Annotated in this window: 17 protein-coding genes and 2 pseudogenes; 14 read left to right on the plus strand and 5 right to left on the minus strand. The window is 67.1% G+C overall.

All coding sequences use genetic code 11. The annotated features are described in order from the left end of the window. Window positions 1-100 precede the first annotated feature (100 nt). Window positions 101-1,372: a DUF445 domain-containing protein gene (locus tag PKE79_RS16250; RefSeq protein ID WP_271174753.1), complete on the minus strand. Its 1,272-nt coding sequence runs from the start codon at window positions 1,370-1,372 to the stop codon at window positions 101-103. Between the two features lie 76 nt (window positions 1,373-1,448). Here PKE79_RS16250 and PKE79_RS16255 point away from each other — a divergent pair, with 76 nt between their 5' ends. Next, window positions 1,449-1,721 carry a metal-sensitive transcriptional regulator gene (locus PKE79_RS16255; RefSeq protein ID WP_271174754.1) on the plus strand — a complete coding sequence of 91 codons (273 nt, stop codon included), beginning with the start codon at window positions 1,449-1,451 and terminating at the stop codon, window positions 1,719-1,721. A 6-nt stretch (window positions 1,722-1,727) separates the two neighbouring features. Here PKE79_RS16255 and PKE79_RS16260 read toward each other — a convergent pair whose 3' ends face one another. Further along, window positions 1,728-2,933: an MFS transporter gene (locus PKE79_RS16260; protein ID WP_271174755.1), complete on the minus strand. Its 1,206-nt coding sequence runs from the start codon at window positions 2,931-2,933 to the stop codon at window positions 1,728-1,730. Between the two features lie 352 nt (window positions 2,934-3,285). Between PKE79_RS16260 and nrdH the strand changes: the two genes are divergently transcribed. The 8 genes and pseudogenes from nrdH (at window position 3,286) to PKE79_RS16295 (ending at window position 11,572) form a co-directional block, all read left to right on the plus strand. Next, on the plus strand, window positions 3,286-3,519 hold the full coding sequence (gene nrdH, locus PKE79_RS16265) for a glutaredoxin-like protein NrdH (RefSeq protein WP_271174756.1): 234 nt from the start codon (window positions 3,286-3,288) through the stop codon (window positions 3,517-3,519). A 26-nt stretch (window positions 3,520-3,545) separates the two neighbouring features. Continuing rightward, window positions 3,546-4,004 (plus strand): class Ib ribonucleoside-diphosphate reductase assembly flavoprotein NrdI, encoded by a 459-nt coding sequence (gene nrdI / locus PKE79_RS16270; protein ID WP_271174757.1) that lies wholly within the window; start codon window positions 3,546-3,548, stop codon window positions 4,002-4,004. Beyond that, window positions 3,983-6,142, plus strand: coding sequence for a class 1b ribonucleoside-diphosphate reductase subunit alpha (gene nrdE / locus PKE79_RS16275; protein ID WP_271174758.1), 2,160 nt, complete (start codon window positions 3,983-3,985; stop codon window positions 6,140-6,142). The genes nrdI and nrdE overlap by 22 nt, the downstream gene beginning before the upstream one ends. A gap of 25 nt (window positions 6,143-6,167) precedes the next feature. Further along, window positions 6,168-7,142 (plus strand): class 1b ribonucleoside-diphosphate reductase subunit beta, encoded by a 975-nt coding sequence (gene nrdF, locus PKE79_RS16280; RefSeq protein ID WP_271174759.1) that lies wholly within the window; start codon window positions 6,168-6,170, stop codon window positions 7,140-7,142. Window positions 7,143-7,410: 268 nt separating this feature from the next. Further along, window positions 7,411-7,611, plus strand: a pseudogene (locus tag PKE79_RS16820) (hypothetical protein); the annotation flags it as partial. 65 nt (window positions 7,612-7,676) lie between these two features. Continuing rightward, a pseudogene (locus PKE79_RS16285) lies at window positions 7,677-7,925 on the plus strand (integrase core domain-containing protein); the annotation flags it as partial. A 115-nt stretch (window positions 7,926-8,040) separates the two neighbouring features. Then, window positions 8,041-8,709, plus strand: coding sequence for a hypothetical protein (locus PKE79_RS16290; protein WP_271174760.1), 669 nt, complete (start codon window positions 8,041-8,043; stop codon window positions 8,707-8,709). After that, window positions 8,702-11,572: a hypothetical protein gene (locus PKE79_RS16295; protein WP_271174761.1), complete on the plus strand. Its 2,871-nt coding sequence runs from the start codon at window positions 8,702-8,704 to the stop codon at window positions 11,570-11,572. Before PKE79_RS16290 ends, PKE79_RS16295 begins: the two co-directional genes overlap by 8 nt. A gap of 193 nt (window positions 11,573-11,765) precedes the next feature. On the opposite strand, the gene PKE79_RS16300 is transcribed toward PKE79_RS16295, so the two are convergent. Both PKE79_RS16300 and PKE79_RS16305 read right to left on the minus strand, forming a co-directional pair. Then, the gene (locus PKE79_RS16300) at window positions 11,766-12,074 is read right to left on the minus strand and encodes a hypothetical protein (protein ID WP_271174762.1); all 309 of its coding nucleotides are present in this window, start codon (window positions 12,072-12,074) and stop codon (window positions 11,766-11,768) included. Between the two features lie 348 nt (window positions 12,075-12,422). Further along, window positions 12,423-12,842 carry a GNAT family N-acetyltransferase gene (locus PKE79_RS16305; RefSeq protein ID WP_271174763.1) on the minus strand — a complete coding sequence of 140 codons (420 nt, stop codon included), beginning with the start codon at window positions 12,840-12,842 and terminating at the stop codon, window positions 12,423-12,425. Between the two features lie 17 nt (window positions 12,843-12,859). Here PKE79_RS16305 and PKE79_RS16310 point away from each other — a divergent pair, with 17 nt between their 5' ends. Continuing rightward, on the plus strand, window positions 12,860-13,357 hold the full coding sequence (locus PKE79_RS16310; RefSeq protein WP_271174764.1) for an NUDIX hydrolase: 498 nt from the start codon (window positions 12,860-12,862) through the stop codon (window positions 13,355-13,357). A gap of 32 nt (window positions 13,358-13,389) precedes the next feature. Beyond that, on the plus strand, window positions 13,390-13,650 hold the full coding sequence (locus PKE79_RS16315; RefSeq protein WP_271174765.1) for a hypothetical protein: 261 nt from the start codon (window positions 13,390-13,392) through the stop codon (window positions 13,648-13,650). Window positions 13,651-13,715: 65 nt separating this feature from the next. Here the strand turns inward: PKE79_RS16315 and PKE79_RS16320 are convergent, their stop codons facing one another. After that, window positions 13,716-15,191 carry a CitMHS family transporter gene (locus PKE79_RS16320; RefSeq protein WP_271174766.1) on the minus strand — a complete coding sequence of 492 codons (1,476 nt, stop codon included), beginning with the start codon at window positions 15,189-15,191 and terminating at the stop codon, window positions 13,716-13,718. 174 nt (window positions 15,192-15,365) lie between these two features. On the opposite strand from PKE79_RS16320, the gene PKE79_RS16325 reads away from it, so the two are divergent. From PKE79_RS16325 to PKE79_RS16335, 3 genes are all read left to right on the plus strand, one after another. Beyond that, a complete protein-coding gene (locus PKE79_RS16325) occupies window positions 15,366-17,033 on the plus strand; it encodes a sensor histidine kinase (protein WP_271174767.1) in 1,668 nt (555 codons plus the stop codon). Next, the gene (locus PKE79_RS16330; RefSeq protein WP_271174768.1) at window positions 17,030-17,674 is read left to right on the plus strand and encodes a response regulator; all 645 of its coding nucleotides are present in this window, start codon (window positions 17,030-17,032) and stop codon (window positions 17,672-17,674) included. The genes PKE79_RS16325 and PKE79_RS16330 overlap by 4 nt, the downstream gene beginning before the upstream one ends. A 186-nt stretch (window positions 17,675-17,860) precedes the next feature. Then, window positions 17,861-18,608, plus strand: a 748-nt coding sequence (locus PKE79_RS16335; RefSeq protein WP_271174769.1) for a hypothetical protein, incomplete at its 3' end; no start/stop codon positions are given.

Consider the following 18,608-nt stretch of genomic DNA (forward strand, 5'->3'; position numbering starts at 1 on the left):
TACTGCAAGGGGGACCTTGTGGGAGAGTAGGACACCGCCGGACTTAACCTGAACGAAAGGCCACCCAACGCCGGGTGGCCTTTCGTGCATCACACGGGCATCACCCGAACACCGCGTGGGCCACGGAGAAGATCACGAGGCCCGCGAGCGCCCCCACGACGGTTCCGTTGAGGCGGATGTACTGCAGGTCGCGGCCCACGAGCAGCTCGATCTTCTCGGTCGTCTCCTCGGCGTCCCACTTCTCGACCGTGTCGGTGATGATCGACGCGATGTCGTGGCGGTAGCGCTCGACGAGGAATCCTGCCGCGTCCACCACCCATCCGTCGACGCGACGCTGGATGGCGCGATCGGAGCTCAGGCGTCCGCCGATCTCGATGAGCGCCTCGCGCATCCGCGTGCGCAGCGCGCTGCGCTCGTCGCCGAGCGAGACGATGAGGCCGTTCTTCGCGGTCTCCCATGCGCTTCCGGCGAGCTCTCGGACGCGCGGGCTGTCGAACACGGCGACCTTCGCGCCCTCGAGCTTCGCGCGGGTCTCCGCGTCGTGCTGCAGGCTGTCAGCGAGACGCGCGAGATAGCGGTCGATCGCCTTCCTGGCGGGATGGGCGCCATCCGCTCGCACGGCATCGACGAAGGTCACGGTCTCGTTGTAGAGCGCGCCGTCGACGACGCGGTGGGCGAGCGAGGGCACCCAGGAGGGAAGCCTCCGGGATACGAGGCCCGCGAAGGCGTCGCGGTTGTCGGCGAGCCAGCTCGAGAGGCTGTCCGCCGCGAGATCCACGGCGGCGTGGTGCGCTCCCGTCTCCACGATGCGCTCGAGCCACACGCCGGCGGGCGTGCCCCACTCCGGCTCGATGAGGTGCTCGCGGGCGAGCGCCGCCACGAGGTCCTGCACGTCGTCGTCGCTCAGCGCCCGCAGCACGCCCTGCGCCATCGCCGCGCCCTCGGAGGACACCCGCTCGGCGTGCGCGGGCTGCGCGAGCCAGGCGCCGAGGCGCTCCGAGATGCGCGCCGACTGCAGCTTGCCGCGGACGACGGGTGAGGAGAGGAAGTTCGTCTCGACGAACTCCCCGAGCGAGCGCCCGATCTCGTCCTTCCGCGACGGGATGATCGCGGTGTGGGGGATGGGGAGGCCGAGCGGACGCCGGAACAGCGCGGTGACAGCGAACCAGTCGGCGAGTGCGCCGACCATCCCGCCCTCCGCCGCCGCGCGCAGGTAGGTGAGCGCCGGGACGGACTCCTGCAGCGCGAAGCCCAGCACGAAGAGGGCGGCCATGAGGAGGAGAGCGCCGAGGGCGACGGCCTTCATCCGACGCAGCGAGGCGAGGCGCTCGCGGTCAGCGGGGGACAGCAGCTCAGTCGGTGTGCGCGGCATGGCTCGATCCTCGCATGCGGGTCCGGAGGCCGGACGAGCTGTGCCCGCACCCTGCTGCGCGCGGTACGCTGGCGCGGTGATCGACGACATCCAGAAGCGTGCCCTGCACCGCACGCGCATCCTCGAGGGGCAGCTGCGCGGTCTCGGTCGCATGATCGAGGACGAGGACTACTGCATGGACATCATCACGCAGTCCCGGGCCATCCAGCGGTCGCTCGAATCGCTCAACAGGCTTCTCCTCGAGAACCACCTGCGCACGCATGTCACGCACATGTTCGAGAGCGGAGGCGACCACCGCGAGCAGGCCGTCGCCGAGCTCCTGCGCGCCTTCGACTTCGACGGGAAGTGACCCGCTCTACGGGAGGGTCTGGACCGGCTCGGTGTCGGGGATCGGAGACGCGTCCCGGCCGCGCAGATCCGGGAAGCCGCGCACGCACACGATCGCGACGATGAGCCCGAGCACGATGAAGCCGAGGGCGGTCATCATGGCGCCGCGCGGCCCGATGCCGTCGATCATGAAGCCGGCGATCGCCGAGCCGAGCGCGGCGCCGATGAGCTGGCCGGTGTTGATCCATCCGTAGGCCTCGGCCGTCTCGCTGAACTTCACACTCGCCGAGGTGATGGCGAACGACATCGCGAGCACGGGGGCGATGCCGAGCCCCGCGATGACAAGCGATCCGCCCAGCCACCACGCGTCCAGGGAGACGAGCGTGAGACCCATGCCGACCGCGATGATCGCGTAGCGGCGGGCCATGGACCACGGCGACATCGGGAGGTTGCCGAAGGCCAGGCCGCCCACGAAGCTCCCGACGGCGAAGACCGCGAGGATGAAGCCCGACTCGACCGCGCCCTCGCCGAACGACGCGACGACGCCCGCCTCCGCCGCGGCGCACGCGCCGATGAGGAGGAAGCCGAGCACGGTGGTCAGCACGACGGTCGGCCCGCGGAGCACGCGTCCGAACGAGCGCCGGCTGCGGGGGATGCGCACGCGTCCGAGCTCGGGGGAGAGGATGAACCACGTGCCTCCCGCGATCGTGAAGCCCACGATCATGACCAGGCCCACGACGGTCGAGATCTGCGTCGACACGAAGGTGATGAGCACGGGGCCTGCGATCCAGATGATCTCCTGCAGCGACGCGTCGAGCGAGTACAGGGCGGTCAGCTGCGACGCGTTGACCATCTTCGGGTAGATGGTGCGGACGGCCGACTGCACGGGAGGCGACGCGAGACCGGCGATGAGGCCGAAGAGGATGGTCACGGGCAGCGGCGCGGGCACGAGCGCGAGCGCCGCGATGGCGGCGGACGTGACGAGCGTCGTGAGGGCGAGGACGCGCCGCATGCCCCAGCGGCCCATCCAGCGGCTCGTCACGGGTCCGGCGACGGCCTGGCCGATCGACACGGCGGCGAGCACGGTGCCGGCCGCGCCGTAGGAGTGGTGGGTGTGCTCGACGTGGAGGAGAACGGCGAGTGCGACCATCCCTCCCGGGAAGCGCGCGGCCAGCTGAGCCGCGATGATGCGGCCGACGCCGGGCGTGCGCAGCAGATCACGATAGCCAGACACGCCTCTCACGCTATCCCGTCGGGATGGGGGCGAGGCGCGCCGCGGACGACACGCCGAGACACGCCGAAGGAGCTTCTCCACAGGACGTCGGATGTCGGTGGCCGGGCGTAGCTTCGCGCCTGTGGAGAACCTCCGCCGAGAGGTGCGAGAACCGCGTGATCCGGGCATTTTCGAGGGTGCTCGGGCGTTGTATCCCTGTGGAGGCGTCGGTGGATGGAGCTGTGGTGAACGGTGGAAAATCACACGGATGTAACTACTAGCCCTTGTGGTGCCCCCGAACGTCGGCACCCATATGTAGTATTGAGAGCCCGGCAGGGGTATGCCGGCCGAACACGGATCTGAGGGGAAAGACATGGCGATCACGGTCTACACCAAGCCTTCGTGCGTGCAGTGCAACGCGACCTACCGCGCACTCGACGCGAAGGGCATCGAGTACCAGGTCACCGACCTCTCGCAGGACGCTGACGCGCTCGAGCAGGTCAAGGCCCTCGGCTACATGCAGGCGCCGGTCGTCGTGACCGACGAGGACCACTGGTCGGGCTTCCGTCCCGACAAGATCGACGAGCTCGCCGCCCGTCTGGTCTGAACCGGGAGCGCGGGAGTGATGTCCCCATGACCGCGACGCTCTCGGCCACGACGGCGCCCCTGCTCGTGTACTTCTCGAGCGTGTCGGGCAACACGGCGCGATTCATCGAGAAGCTCGAGCGGCACTCGGAGGGCATCCGATCCGTCCGCATCCCGCTGCACTCGTGGGAGGCGCCCCTCCTCGTCGACGAGCCCTTCGTGCTCGTGACCCCCACCTACGGCGGGGGCCAAGGACGCGGCGAGGAGAAGGGCGCCGTCCCCAAGCAGGTCATCCGTTTCCTCAACGACGAGCGGAACAGACGACACATCCGCGGTGTGATCGCCGCGGGCAACACCAACTTCGGCGATGCGTTCTGCCTCGCCGGCGACATCATCAGCCGCAAGTGCCACGTGCCGCACTTGTACCGGCTCGAACTGTTCGGCACGCCCGAGGACGTCGACCGCGTGAGCGACGGATTGGAACGATGGTGGAAGCGACAGCACTGACAGAAGCGGACTTCAAGCACAACGTGAAGTTCGACGGCATGGACTACCACGCCCTCAACGCCATGCTCAACCTGTACGACGCGGACGGGAAGATCCAGTTCGACGCCGACAAGCGGGCGGCGCGGGAGTACTTCCTGCAGCACGTGAACCAGAACACGGTGTTCTTCCACTCGCTCAAGGAGCGCCTGGACTACCTCGTGGAGAAGGAGTACTACGAGGGCTCGGTCATCGAGAAGTACCCGTTCGAGTTCATCGAGAAGCTCAACGCCTTCGCGTACGGCAAGAAGTTCCGCTTCGAGACGTTCCTCGGCGCCTTCAAGTACTACACGAGCTACACGCTCAAGACGTTCGACGGCAAGCGCTACCTCGAGCGCTTCGAGGACCGCGTCGTCATGACCGCCCTCGCCCTCGCGGACGGCGACCAGGACCTCGCGTGGAAGCTCGTGGACGAGATCATCTCGGGTCGCTTCCAGCCTGCGACGCCGACGTTCCTCAACGCCGGCAAGGCGCAGCGCGGCGAGCTCGTCAGCTGCTTCCTCCTGCGCATCGAGGACAACATGGAGTCGATCGCGCGCGGCATCAACTCGGCCCTGCAGCTCTCGAAGCGCGGTGGCGGCGTCGCGCTCCTCCTCTCGAACATCCGCGAGGCCGGTGCGCCGATCAAGCAGATCGAGAACCAGTCGAGCGGCATCATCCCGGTCATGAAGCTGCTCGAGGACTCGTTCAGCTACGCCAACCAGCTCGGCGCGCGTCAGGGCGCCGGCGCGGTGTACCTGTCGGCTCACCACCCCGACATCATGAAGTTCCTCGACACCAAGCGCGAGAACGCGGACGAGAAGATCCGCATCAAGACGCTGTCGCTGGGTGTCGTCGTGCCCGACATCACGTTCGAGCTCGCGCGCAACGACGAGGACATGTACCTGTTCTCGCCCTACGACGTCGAGCGCGTCTACGGCGTGCCGTTCGGCGACATCGCGGTGACCGAGAAGTACCGCGAGATGGTCGACGACCCGCGCATCAAGAAGACGAAGATCAACGCGCGCAAGTTCTTCCAGACGCTCGCCGAGATCCAGTTCGAGTCGGGCTACCCGTACATCATGTTCGAGGACACGGTGAACCGGGCGAACCCGATCAAGGGCCGGATCAACATGTCGAACCTCTGCAGCGAGATCCTGCAGGTGAACACGCCGACGACGCTCAACGAGGACCTCTCGTACGACCAGATCGGCAAGGACATCTCCTGCAACCTCGGGTCGCTCAACATCGCGCTCGCGATGGACTCGCCCGACTTCGGCCAGACGGTCGAGACCTCGATCCGCGCGCTCACCGCGGTCAGCGACCAGAGCCACATCCGCTCGGTTCGATCGATCGAGGACGGCAACGACCGCTCGCACGCGATCGGCCTCGGCCAGATGAACCTGCACGGCTACCTCGCTCGCGAGCGCGTGTTCTACGGCTCGGAAGAGGGCATCGACTTCACGAACATCTACTTCTACACGGTGCTGTTCCACGCTCTCCGGGCGTCGAACAAGCTCGCCATCGAGCGCGGCCAGGCGTTCGACGGCTTCGAGGAGTCGAAGTACGCCACGGGCGAGTTCTTCGACAAGTACATCGAGCAGGAGTGGGTGCCGCAGACGGAGAAGGTGAAGGAGCTCTTCGCGAACCACCACATCCCGACGCAGCAGGACTGGGTCGAGCTCAAGGAGTCCATCCAGAAGCACGGCATCTACAACCAGAACCTGCAGGCGGTGCCGCCGACCGGCTCGATCTCGTACATCAACAACTCGACGTCGTCGATCCATCCGATCGCGTCGAAGATCGAGATCCGCAAGGAAGGCAAGCTCGGTCGCGTCTACTACCCGGCGCCGTTCATGACGAACGACAACCTGGAGTACTACCAGGACGCGTACGAGATCGGCTACGAGAAGGTCATCGACACCTACGCCGCCGCGACGCAGCACGTCGACCAGGGCCTGTCGCTCACGCTGTTCTTCAAGGACACGGCGACCACGCGCGACATCAACAAGGCGCAGATCTACGCATGGCGCAAGGGCATCAAGACGATCTACTACATCCGACTCCGTCAGATGGCCCTCGAGGGCACCGAGCTCGACATGTGCGTCAGCTGCACGCTCTGACGGCGAAGAAAGAGGAACGAAGAGGATGACCGAGAAGCTGCAGCTTCTGGACCACGTCCAGGCGATCAACTGGAATCGCATCGAGGACGAGAAGGACGTGGAGGTGTGGAACCGCCTCACGGGCAACTTCTGGCTGCCGGAGAAGGTGCCGCTCTCCAACGACATCCAGTCGTGGAACACGCTCACCGAGCACGAGCAGCTGCTGACCATGCGCGTGTTCACGGGTCTGACGCTGCTCGACACGGTGCAGGCGACGGTCGGCGCCGTCTCGCTCATCCCCGACGCGGTGACGCCGCACGAGGAGGCCGTCTACACGAACATCGCGTTCATGGAGTCGGTGCACGCGAAGAGCTACTCGTCGATCTTCTCGACGCTGTGCTCGACGCAGGAGATCGACGAGGCCTTCCGGTGGTCGGTGGAGAACCCCAACCTCCAGAAGAAGGCCCAGATCATCATGGAGTACTACCGGGGCGATGAGCCGCTCAAGCGCAAGGTCGCCTCGACCCTGCTCGAGAGCTTCCTCTTCTACTCGGGCTTCTACCTCCCGATGCACTGGTCCAGCCGCGCGAAGCTCACCAACACGGCCGACCTCATCCGCCTCATCATCCGCGACGAGGCCGTGCACGGCTACTACATCGGCTACAAGTTCCAGAAGGGGCTCGAGAAGGTCGACGAGGCCAAGCAGGCCGAGATCAAGGACTACACGTTCTCGCTGCTCTACGAGCTCTACGACAACGAGGTGCAGTACACGCAGGACCTCTACGACTCCGTGGGCCTCACGGAGGACGTCAAGAAGTTCCTGCATTACAACGCGAACAAGGCGCTCATGAACCTCGGCTACGAGGCGATGTTCCCGTCGACCGTGACCGACGTGAACCCCGCGATCCTGTCGGCCCTCTCGCCGAACGCCGACGAGAACCACGACTTCTTCTCGGGGTCGGGCTCGTCGTACGTGATCGGCAAGGCCGTCGCGACCGAGGACGACGACTGGGACTTCTGACCTCCCGATTCTGACTCCGGCCCGAAACGGCTGGTGAGAGGCCCGGAACCGCAGGAATCTGCGGATCTGGGCCTCTCTTGTGCCTTCTCTCAGCATCCGGAATTCGGCTTCGATGCGCCAGCGGGGTCGTGCCACTTCGTGCCACTGAGTGCGCCGGCATTCGCAGAAAAGGCCCGATCAGTAGGTGTTCCGCGCGTCCCAGCGTCCGCAGTGGCACGGAGTGGCACGCGTGTCCACGAGAGTCCGCTCGTGACCACGGGAGGGCATGATGAGCACCCAGCGAACCAACGGGACGTCGCCGGTTCGACGGGAGGCCTGGGGCAGCCTTCGCAAGCTTCCCTCGGGCCGATGGCAAGCGCGCTACCCTGCTCCAGACGGCGAGACCTACACCGCGCGAACCGAGGACGACAAGCCACTCACGTTCCTCACGAAGACGGATGCGCGCGCGTGGCTCGCCAGCGTGCAGACCCGGATCGCACGTCACGAGTGGGAGGCGCCGGCCACGCTCGCCGCGCGACGCCGGGCAGAGGCTGATCCATGGGCGCGGTGGCCACGAGCGCCGACAACTCACTGGCCGAGAGCGTCAACGCCGCGCTCAAGCGGGAGCTCCTCGAAGGCACTGCGGCGTTCCCGGACCAGGCCACCGCCTACCGGGCGGTGTTCCGATGGGCGCACCGCTACAACACCCGAAGGCGCCACTCAGCGATCGGCCAGATCACACCGAACAGCTACGAGAACGCCCACGACGCCGCGAGGTCAGCTACCCTCGCGGAAGCGGCATAACCGAACCGACACAGTGTCCACGATCGAGGGTCAAGGCCCGAAGAGAAGGCGGTCGCGCTCGTGCTCGCACAGATCTTGCTTTTCGCGAAATGGAATGACAGACAGGTAGGACTCAGTGGCCGAGCCTGACACGATCATGGATGACAGGCAGCGACGGATCCTCGCCGCGCTGCAGGACAAGCGTGCGGAGCTAGCCAACTTTTATCGAACCGCGTTGAGGTTGCTCAGCGGCGAGCTCGAAGTATTCGATCCGCGCACGCGTGTTGCTTTCATTGGACACTGCATGCGGGAGGTCATGAATCGTGTACTTGGCGCGCTGGGCCGGCCAACCGCCCCTCGGTTCAAGCCTTCCTCCGGCGACCAAGTAAAGGCACTCCCAGACCTTCTCGCAAGGTTTCCGGAACTCGAGCTCGACCGCGACGGCGACTCGGTCCCAGTGCCCCAAGAAGTCGCCGCTGCGATGGACATGCTGTTCAAGGCGGCGATCCACGAGAAGCGCCGGATCAGGGACGATGTTGCTGCACTGATCACCGACGATGACAACGCAAGTCACGTTGCCGTGACGCAGTGGATTCAGTCGCGGGATTATTTCGTGAAGTGGGCACATCTCCACGAGCGCGATGTAGCGGAGTCAGACTTGCCAAGTGACGACGAGATGTGGGGACACGTCGGTGTCTTCGAGGAGTTGCTTGACGGAGTCATTACGGCCTTCTTCGCTTCTTTGCACGCGATCGAGGATCTGATTAGCGAAATCAACGCCACGGAGGAGGGGATCGATGCCTAGCTTCCGTGCTCCAACTCCAGAGCAGGTGCGCGCGGCCTTGCTCAAGATCCCGACGTTTCAACTTCGACGGGCCTTCTACGAGCGACTCGAAAATCCGCTCTGGGTTCGTCCCCTTCTCGATGCGGGGGCGTTCACGAACCCGCCGGAGCCGGAGTCAACCGGCGACGGGTACCTCCGTGACACGTACTGGCCAGAAGTTTCCTTCCTAACTCGGATCGCGCCACAAGCGCCCGACGACGTCGTGGATGTGTTGCTGCGGCTGCAGGAGAGTAACAACGGTTGGGTTCGCCGCGCCGTGTTTGAGATCGGATCTCAGATCCCGACCGACTCAAGCGTTCGACTGGAACCACTCATCAAGGCTTGGGCGCCGACGGGATTCGGTTGGAGGACTGATCCGCGGTCCCTCGTGTCGCTTTCGATCAATTTGCTCGAAGGCGGTCAGCCTCGTCTTGGTCGCTGGCTCGCCAACACCTTGTTCGAGCCTCGCCCAAGCGACGACAGCAAGTCCATCCGGAAGCCTGAGCTTCTCCTCGAGGAGTACTGGTATGAAGAGGAACTTCCTCGGATGGTTCCAGCGCTCGGCGAGAATGCGCTCAAAGCGCTCGTCGGCTGGCTAACGGCTTATGTCAAGGCTTCCGGTCATGCCTCGGGCGATCACGACTTCAGCGCGATGGACCGGTCGTCGATTGACTCGCGTGGCGACCACACGGATCGCCCAGAGGATGCGCTCATCGATGCCGTCCGCGACGTTGCGGTTCGGTCGCTGCGCACGGATCCGACCGGAACGCTGAACGTTCTGCTGCGCGGCGGCGTGAAGCTGTTGAGGAAGATCGCCATCTACGTTGTGGCCGAGGCGATTCGTCAGGAACTCGAGGCGGGAGGCGACGTCGCGGCCCTTATTGACGCGGCGAAGCAATTGCTTGAAGAGCCGGAATCAGACGATGAATACCTTCGCGTCGAGTATGCACAACTGGCACGAGCCGCCGCTCGGGCAGAACCGGCTGCGACGTCTGTCGTAACTCCGTTCCTCGCGAGAGCATTCGAGGTCGACCTTGCCTGGATGCGAGAGCGACTTCCGCGCCCAGAGAGTCTCACTGATCCAGAGTGGGAAGAGAGCGTTCAAGGAAGAGCCCAGCGGTACCGGCACAGTTGGCTTTCGGCGATCGGGCACGACGCTTTGCCGGCAGACTTGCGCGAAGAGCTTGCCAAACTTGACGAAGCACACGGCCCAATCGACGACCCGCTCGAACCGATGGGTCGAGTCACCAGTTGGAGCGGCCCCAACCCCCACACGAGCCAGGACGCAATGGCCGCGATGGCGCCAGCGGAACTGGTTGTTCACCTCGCGAGCTGGCACGACAAGGGCGATGGCTGGGGACCGGAACCGTCGCATGAAGGCCAAGGCAGAGCCCTTTCGGGTCTTCTGACGACCAACCCGCTGGCGCTGAGGGGCGTTCGTCAGCTTGGGAATCAGCTTCGCCCGACCTACCTGCGCGCGATCTTGCAGGGTTGGGAAGCGGCGACCAAAGCTGATCTCGAGCTCGATTGGGCGCAGGTTGCCGAGCTAGTAGAGCACGTGCTCGATCACCCGCTACCTTCTCCTTTTCCGGTTGAAGGCGGCGACTTCGACGACGACAAGGACTACAGCGGTGCGAAAGACGCGGCTATTGGCTTGCTCGAGGAGCTGCTCAAGAAGCGAGGTTCGATCGTAGTTCCGGACGAATATGAGGAGCGGTTCGCGAGGCTTCTGATCGATCGATCGGGTGACGAAGACGCCTGGGCCAACTACGACTCCTACAGCCACGAGGGTTCCGGGTGGGATCCGCTCAATATGTCGCTCAATTGGCAGTGGCCAAGCAGGGTGCGAGCGCTCATCGTCGCCGCGACCAGCGCGGTGAACTCGCCATGGCAGGACGACGCACTTACGGCGATCGAGGCCGAGGCGTCACGCGTCGACCAGCACGGTGCGGGCCGAGCTGCACTCGGCGAGGGACTCGGCAGACTGCTGAACGCAGCACCTGACTGGATCAAGACCCACCTCGACGATCTGGTCGGCACTCGCGCAGGCATCTCGGTCGAGCAGCAGATCGTCCTAACCACAGCGATGGCAACACATCGCTACAACCGCGCCATGTACGAACTTCTGACGCCCGCGATGCTTGCGGCGATTGACGTCGGCGACGCGCTCGTTGCTGGCTGGAAGGAAGAGTCCGACCCACTGCCACGCATTGGCGAGTGGGTCATCGATGCGTTCGTCTTCGGGCACATAGATGCAGAGGATCCGGTCTTCGATGCCTTCTTCTCCAAAGCCAGCCCGGAGGTTCGCGGTGACGCTCTAGGCAAGATCGCATGGTCCTTCTTCCGTGCGTCCTCGGTAGATGGTCCGATTCGTGATAGATTCGCAACTCTTTGGGACGACCGCATTCGTCACGTTCGCGAGCACCCCAGCGACAGCAAGGAGCTCGAGGGCATCTATTGGCTCGCTAAGAGAAACTCGTTCTCGTCAGAGTGGTGGCTTCCCCGCCTGCGTGAAGCACTCGAACTCGAACCCACAATCGCGACCGAGCGATACATTATCGGAAAGGAACTGGCGCAGGCATCAACGACCGACCCGGCAGCTGCGCTCGCTGTGCTGAAACTCCTTCTGGGCCGGCGGCGCGAAGACGGCGGATCAGCATTCGACCTGAGTCGGCACGCGATTCCCGTCGTCATCGCGAACGCCATGATGTCGCCGGATGAGGACCTGAAAAGCCAAGCCGAGGCATACATGAACGAACTTGGCGCCCAAGGGAACCACTCCCTTGAAGGCCAAGTTCAGGCTGTCCTCGACGGCAGAGTGAGCGTCGATGACGTAGATGATTAGGGCTGGCCTGTGCCAGCCGCGAGCAGAAGCTCGTTCGGGTACGTCTATCGCGGAGTGCCTGCTGGGGATCCGAGCGCACGTCGACGCTCCGCTTGCGGGCAGTGCGCGAAAAGGGATCCGATGTGACGTCGGTCGCAATCCCTCAAAGGCGATGGCCAGTGATCCGCCGGGTCGCCCTGGGGTGGGTGGGTGGTCACCACTCCGGACGTGGGACAGATCGAGGGGCTTCCTCGGCCACCGGCACAAAGCGGCGGAGCAACGACACGTAGCCGAAGTGATGGTTGTAGGTGAGCGCGTATGGCGAGGCGTCGTCGCGGAGGACGCGATCCGTAGCGGCTTGCGGAATCTCGTCGTAGACGTAGCCGTTCACCAGTGCGGCGTCTCGCGTCTCCTCGCCGCAGTCCCATTGGGCCAGGTGACGCGCGGCAGTCTCCGGCCCGTGCCTATCGATCAGGTCGAGCACTTCGTCGGCCTCTTGGCCCTGCAAGAACACGACGCTCATCCAGCGCATACCTTCCGTCGCGTCGGTGCCAGCGACCGGTCCAGCTCCTGCGGTGGTGCCATTTCTCATGATGCGCTCCCTATCTACCTATGAGGTGCGCGTGGCGTACACGTCGTCTGGGAGGCGCCCGTGGTCGTCATCAGCGGGGTCGGTTACGCTGGCCTTGGCGTGGCTCAAACCTGACAGTTGAAGCGATTCGGGTGCGAGTGGCATGCAGACCGCACGGAGAGCGCGCCGACCTAGATTTTCTGCGTAGTTCCGCGGGTTGCGACGAGAACTGGGACTTCTAGATCCCGTACATGCCAAGAGGGCGGCTCCTTCGGGAGCCGCCCTCTTCGCGTCTGCCTCTCAGCGTCGGACGAGGAACACGTCGACCTCGTCCTCGCTGTCGAGCGCGAATCCCATCCGCTCGTAGAGCCGACGTGCGGGGCTGCCCTGCAGCACGTTGAGCCGGAAGGGCCCCGCGCCGTCGAGCGCCGCCGTGAGCACCGCCGTCCCGATTCCGCGCCCCTGCAGGTGCGGCGACAGGTAGAAGTGCTCGATCCACGTGCCGTCGGCGGATGGCCGGATCGTGACGGTTCCGGAGTCGGCTCCGTCGACGACGATCACCTTTGTGAGAGCGGGATCGAAGGCGGCGAGGAAGCGCGTGCGCACACGCTCCGGGTCGTAGCGGCCGAGGCGCTCGAGGTCGGCGCGGAGCACGTCGGCTCGCAGTTCGGCGATCCACGCGGCGTCCGACGCGACGGCGGGGCGGAGGGTCCAGCGCATCCCCTCAGGGTAGGGGAGTGCGTCCGGGGACAGCCGAGGCGATCGGCCCGATGGTCGATGAGAGCATTCCCTTCGCGGTCGCGACGCTCGTCGTCGACGGCGGTGACGTCATCCTCACGCGCCAGTACCGGTATCCGCTCGACCGGTGGATCTACGACCTTCCGGGTGGCTCCGGCGCCGCGACCGAGTCGCCGAGCGCTGCCGCGCGCCGCGAGCTCGAGGAGGAGATCGGTCTCACGCCCCGTGCACTGAGGCACCTGCATACGTTCGGCGTCAATCCCGGGCGCTCCGCGTGGCCCGTCCACCTCTTCTTCTGCGATGCCTGGACGTCGGTCGGACCCGCGGGCGTGTCCAACCCGTCCGAGGAGGTGCGCCTCGTCCGCATGGCGCTGCACGAGCTCGACACGGCGATCGCGAGCGGCGAGATCGTCGACCCCTCCCTGATCGTGGCCCGCGCGTGTGCGGCCGCGAGCGGCCCGACGACATCCCCTCCTCGCAGCGAAGCGTGTCGGTGACGCCTCGTACCCTGGAAGGCGTGCTCGTGGGTGTGATCAGACGAAACGACAGCGGCAAGCTCGAGGCCGAGGCGGAGACGCAGGCGGAGGTCCGTGAGGCACTCGAGGCGCAGGTCCCGGCGGGGCACGTCCTCACGGACGCGACGGTCGCCATGGCCAAGCGCTCGACGCGGATCAGCGCGGTGGGCGTGTACCGCAGCACCGAGATCGCGGAGATCGAGGCCGACGACATGGCGAGTCTCGAGGCGAAGGTGCCCGAGGGATGGTCGCTCCTGTCGGTGCGCCGCCTCTGAGCCCACCTGCCGCGAAGGCGCCGCCCGCGAGACCTGCGGGCGGCGCCTTCGCGTCGAGGAGGGCCTCAGCCCAGCGGAACCGAGCCGACGAGGATGCCGACGGCGAGCATGATGAGCGAGACGACCGTCGCGCGCCACAGCACCTTCTTGTGGTGATCGCCGAGGTTGACGTTGGCAAGCGACACGAGCAGCAGGATGGCCGGCACGAGCGGGCTCTGCAGGTGGACCGGCTGCCCGATCACGGATGCGCGGGCCATCTCGGCGGGGGAGATGCCGTATGTCGCCGCGCTCTCGGCGAGGATCGGCAGGATGCCGTAGTAGAACGCGTCGTTCGACATGAAGAACGTCATGGGGATCGACAGCAGACCTGTGATCACGGCGAAGAACGGGCCGAGCGCGGGCGGGACGATGTCGACGACCCAGTCGGCCATGGCCGTGACCATGCCCGTGCCATCCAGCACGCCGACGAGCACGCCCGCCGCGAGCACCATCGAGACGACGCCCACGATGCTGGGCGCGTGCGCGACGATCTCGGCGCTCTGCTCCTTGAGCTTCGGGAAGTTCAGGATGAGCGCGATGCCCGTGCCGATCATGAAGACGAACGCGAGGGGCAGGACGTCCATGACGAGCAGGACCATGACCGCGACCGTGAGCGCGAGGTTGAACCAGATGAGCTTCGGGCGCAGGGTGGGACGGTCGGGGCTGAGCATCGTGTCGGCCATCGCCGTATCGCGCTCGTCCTCGGCGATCACGGCGGGCGCCGCGAGGCCCGATCCCTTCACCGTGAGGACGTTCGTCGTGCCGAGCACGGCACGCGCGCCGGGCGTTCCGACGCCCGACCGCAGCCGCGGAACGCGCATGCCGAAGCGTCCTGCTCGCGTGCTGCCGCCATCCGCCTGCGCCTCGTCGAGTCCGGTGAGGCTGAGCTTGCCGAGGCGGCGGCGCTCCGAGAGCCCGAGCAGCCAGGACAGGCCGAGCGCCACGGCGAGACCCACGGCGAGCGAGGGGATCATCGGGACGAAGACGTCGGTCGGCTGGAGCCCGAGTGCGGTCGCCGCGCGCACGGTCGGACCGCCCCACGGCACGATGTTGAGCGTGCCGTTCATGAGGCCCGCGACGCACGTGAGGACGACCGGGCTCATCCCGAGACGCAGGTAGAGCGGGAGCATCGCCGACGTCGTGATGATGAAGGTCGTGGAGCCGTCGCCGTCGAGCGAGACGGCGCCGGCCAGGAGCGCCGTGCCGAGCACCACCTTCGCGGGGTCGTCGCCGAGGGCGCGGGTGATGAAGCGGATGAGCGGATCGAACAGGCCGACGTCGATCATGATGCCGAAGTACATGATCGCGAACATGAGCAGCGCGGCCGTCGGCGCCATGTCGCCGATGGCCGAGATGACCATGTCGCCGAGGCCGAGTCCGGCGCCCGCGAAGAGCCCGAAGATCGTGGGCACGAGGATGAGCGCGACCATGGGCGTGAGCCGCTTGGTCATGATGAGCACCATGAACGCGAGGATCATGGTGAAACCGAGGATGACGAGCATGTGACGTCCTTGTCGTCGTGTCGCAGCGCGTCGTCGCGTGCGGCGGTGGAGCGTACGCGGCGACGATACGGAATTGGCTCGGCGCACGAGGGGATGCGCGCATTGCGCAGGGATCTGCGCGTTGAGTCGGTTGTGCGCATTCTGCTCACGCGGCGCGGAGAGGATACTCGACCTATGCGGTTCACGACGCGGGTGTTCGCGATGCAGCTCATCGCCGCCGCGGTCGTCATCGCGGTGTGCGTCTCGGCGTTCGCGCTGCTCGGGATCGGCCAGCTGCGCGACGAGGCGGAGTCGACGGCGCTCGCGGTCGCGCGGACGGTCGCGAGCGACCCTCAGGTGCGGGCGGATGTCGCGTCGTACGCGGGGCGGGAATCGCTGGATGGCGAAGCGCTCGCCGAAGGCGCGCTGCAGGACTATGCGGCCGAGATCGTCGAGCGCACGGAGACGCTCTTCGTCGTCATCGCGAACGACCTCGGCCTCCGGCTCGCGCACCCGGATCCTGCGCTGCTCGGCGAGCGGGTGAGCACCGATTTCACACGGGTGATCGCAGGAGAAGAGGTCGTCGCGTGGGAGCGCGGGACCCTCGGCGAGTCGGTGCGCGCGAAGGTGCCCGTCCGCTCTCCGGATGGCGAGGCGATCGTGGGCGAGGTGAGCGTCGGCTTCGCGCCCGCTCGCGTCTTCGCGGATGCTCCTCTGCTCGTGGCGCTCTTCGTCGCGATCGCGGTGGTCGCCCTCGCGGTCGCGGCGCTCGTGTCGACCCTCATCCGCCGGCGGCTCGAGCGGCTGACGCGCGGCGTGCAGCCGGAGGAGCTCGGCGGTCTGCTGCAGAGCCGCGCCGCCATCCTCGAGGGCGTGCACGACGGGGTGCTCGCGGTATCGGACGATGGCCGCGTGCGCGCGGCGAACGAGGCCGCCCTCGAGATCGTCGGGGACGCGCAGGCGGTCGGGCGCCGCCTCGAAGAGCTCGATCTGCCGCCGCGGCTGCGGGCCGCGCTCACACGGGCGCTCGACGGCGAGGCATTCGTGACCGGCGAGCTCGTGCTCGCCGACCGTGTCGCCTACGTCGAGGTGCGGCGGGTCCGGCACGAGGGGCGCTCGCTCGGCGTCGTCGCCGTGCTGCGGGATCGGACCGATGTCGTCGCGCTCGCGGAGCGCCTCGATGCCGTGCGGGCCGCGACGAACGCCATGCGCGCGCAGCGCCACGAGTTCGCGAACCGGGTGCATGCGGTTCGCGGCATGCTCGCGGCAGGGCGCATCGACGAGGCGCAGGGTCTGCTCGGCGAGTTCGCGGATCGCGGCGCTCTGCCGGAGGAGGCCGGGATCGACGTCGCGGATCCGTTCCTGCGATCCTTCCTCGCGGCCAAGCGGGTCGAAGCGGGGGAGCGGGGCGTCGAGCTGCGGATCGGGGCCGACACCTTCCTCGTCGGGGCGGTCGCCGAGCCAGAGGACGTCGCCGCGGTGCTGGGCAACCTCGTCGACAACGCCGTCACAGCCGCCGCGGCCGGAGCGGAGCCCCGGTGGGTCGAGGTATCGCTCCTCGATGCGGGGGAAGAGCTCGCGGTGACGGTCGTCGACTCCGGGCCGGGCGTCGACGATCCCGAGAGCGTGTTCGAGCGGGCGCGGGCGGCCGAGGACGACGTATCGTCGCGCGTGCACGGCCGCGGGATCGGGCTGCCCCTCGCTCGGCGCTTCACCAGGCGGCGCGGCGGCGAGCTGTGGCTGGCCGAGGCGCGCGGCGTCGGGCATGGCGCTGTGTTCGCGGCGCGTCTGCCCGGCGTCATGCGTTCGCGAACGGCCGACGAAGGGGAGGATGGGATGACGGCAGAGGGGGACGCGACGTGACCGGCGACATCCGAGTGCTCATCGTCGACGACGACTTCCGCGTGAGCGGCATCCATCGGGACATCGTGGCGGCGCGCGCCGGCTTCGAGGCGCTCCCGCCCGTGCGCGACGCGTCGTCGGCGCGCACGGCCATCCGCGACCTCCGTCCGGATCTGCTGCTCCTCGACGTCTACCTGCCGGATGGCGATGGCATCGAGATCGGGCGGGAGTCCGGCATCGATCGCTTCGTGCTGAGCGCGGCCGACGACGTGCCCACCATCCGCCGCGCGCTCGGCTCCGGTGCGCTGCACTACCTCGTGAAGCCCTTCGATCCGCGGGCGCTGCAGGACCGGCTCGATCGGTACGCCCGGTTCCGCAACCTCCTCTCCTCGGGAAGCGCGACGCAGGAGACGATCGACCGCGCGATGGCCGTGCTGCACGGGGGAGCGGCGACGACGCCCGCCCGCGCCGGCACGCAGCAGCTCATCCTCGACGCGCTCGCCGAGGGGGAGGCCTCGAGCGTCGAGCTCGCCGAGCGCGTGGGGGTCTCGCGCGCGACCGCGCAGCGGCATCTCGCAGAGCTCGCGGCCCGCGGCGCCGTGGAGGTGGCGCTGCAGTACGGATCGGCCGGGCGTCCTGAGCACCGATATCGCGTGAGCTGAGTCCTCCGTCGTCTGGTGCGCTGTCCTCTGGTGTGCCTGTCGTTTGGTGTGCCTGTCGCCTGGTGTGCTGTCGTTTGGTGCGCTGGGTGGATGTCGGTGGTGTGTGCTAGCGCTCGTCGCAGAAACATCCCGATCAGGGGAAGAAAAGTATTGCGCTCGATCGCATCGATGTTCTATGCTGGATGCATGGCGAAGGAGCCAGGATTCGAACCTCTCTTCCCGGGCGCGGCGGTCCGGGACGCGCTGACGCGGCTGGACGGCCTGGCCGAGGGCGTGCGTGAGGTGACGGACGCGGACCTGATCGCGCTCGCGGGGGAGGTCGAGCACCTCGGGCGCACGCTCGATGCGCTGCGCACCCGGGTCGCGGGAGAGGTCGATGCCCGCTCCCGCCGCGGTGACGACGACCCGCTCGCGGGCCGGTACGGGTGCCGCACCGGGCTCGAGCTGCTCGAACGGCTCACCGGGGCGTCGAACCGGGAGCTGCGCGGGCGGGTGCGGCTGGATGAGGCCACCCGCACCCGCACCGCCCTGACCGGGCAGGACCTCGATCCCCGGTGCGTGCACGTGGCCGCCGGGCTCGCGTCCGGGCTGCTCGGTGTGGAAGCGGCCGCGGGGATCGTGAAGGCCGTCGACACCGCCCGCCGCGGCGGCGGGCACCCCGACCGGGTCGAGCTCATGGAACGCCACCTCGTCGCCCTCGCCACCGGCACCATCACCCCCGACACCGACCCCGACACGGACCCGGGTATGGACACGGGCGTTGCCGACACGGACGCGGCCGACGCGGACACGGCCCACGCGGGCGCGGCCGACGCGGGCGCGGAGGCGGACACGATGGCGGGGCGGGATCCGCTGGAGGAGCTCGCGCCGGTCCCGCCGCTGTCGGTGGTGAACGTGCACGCGCAGGCGTGGATCGACGTGCTCACCGCCGACG

The organism is Microbacterium barkeri (assembly GCF_027921765.1).
GTDB lineage: Bacteria > Actinomycetota > Actinomycetes > Actinomycetales > Microbacteriaceae > Microbacterium > Microbacterium barkeri.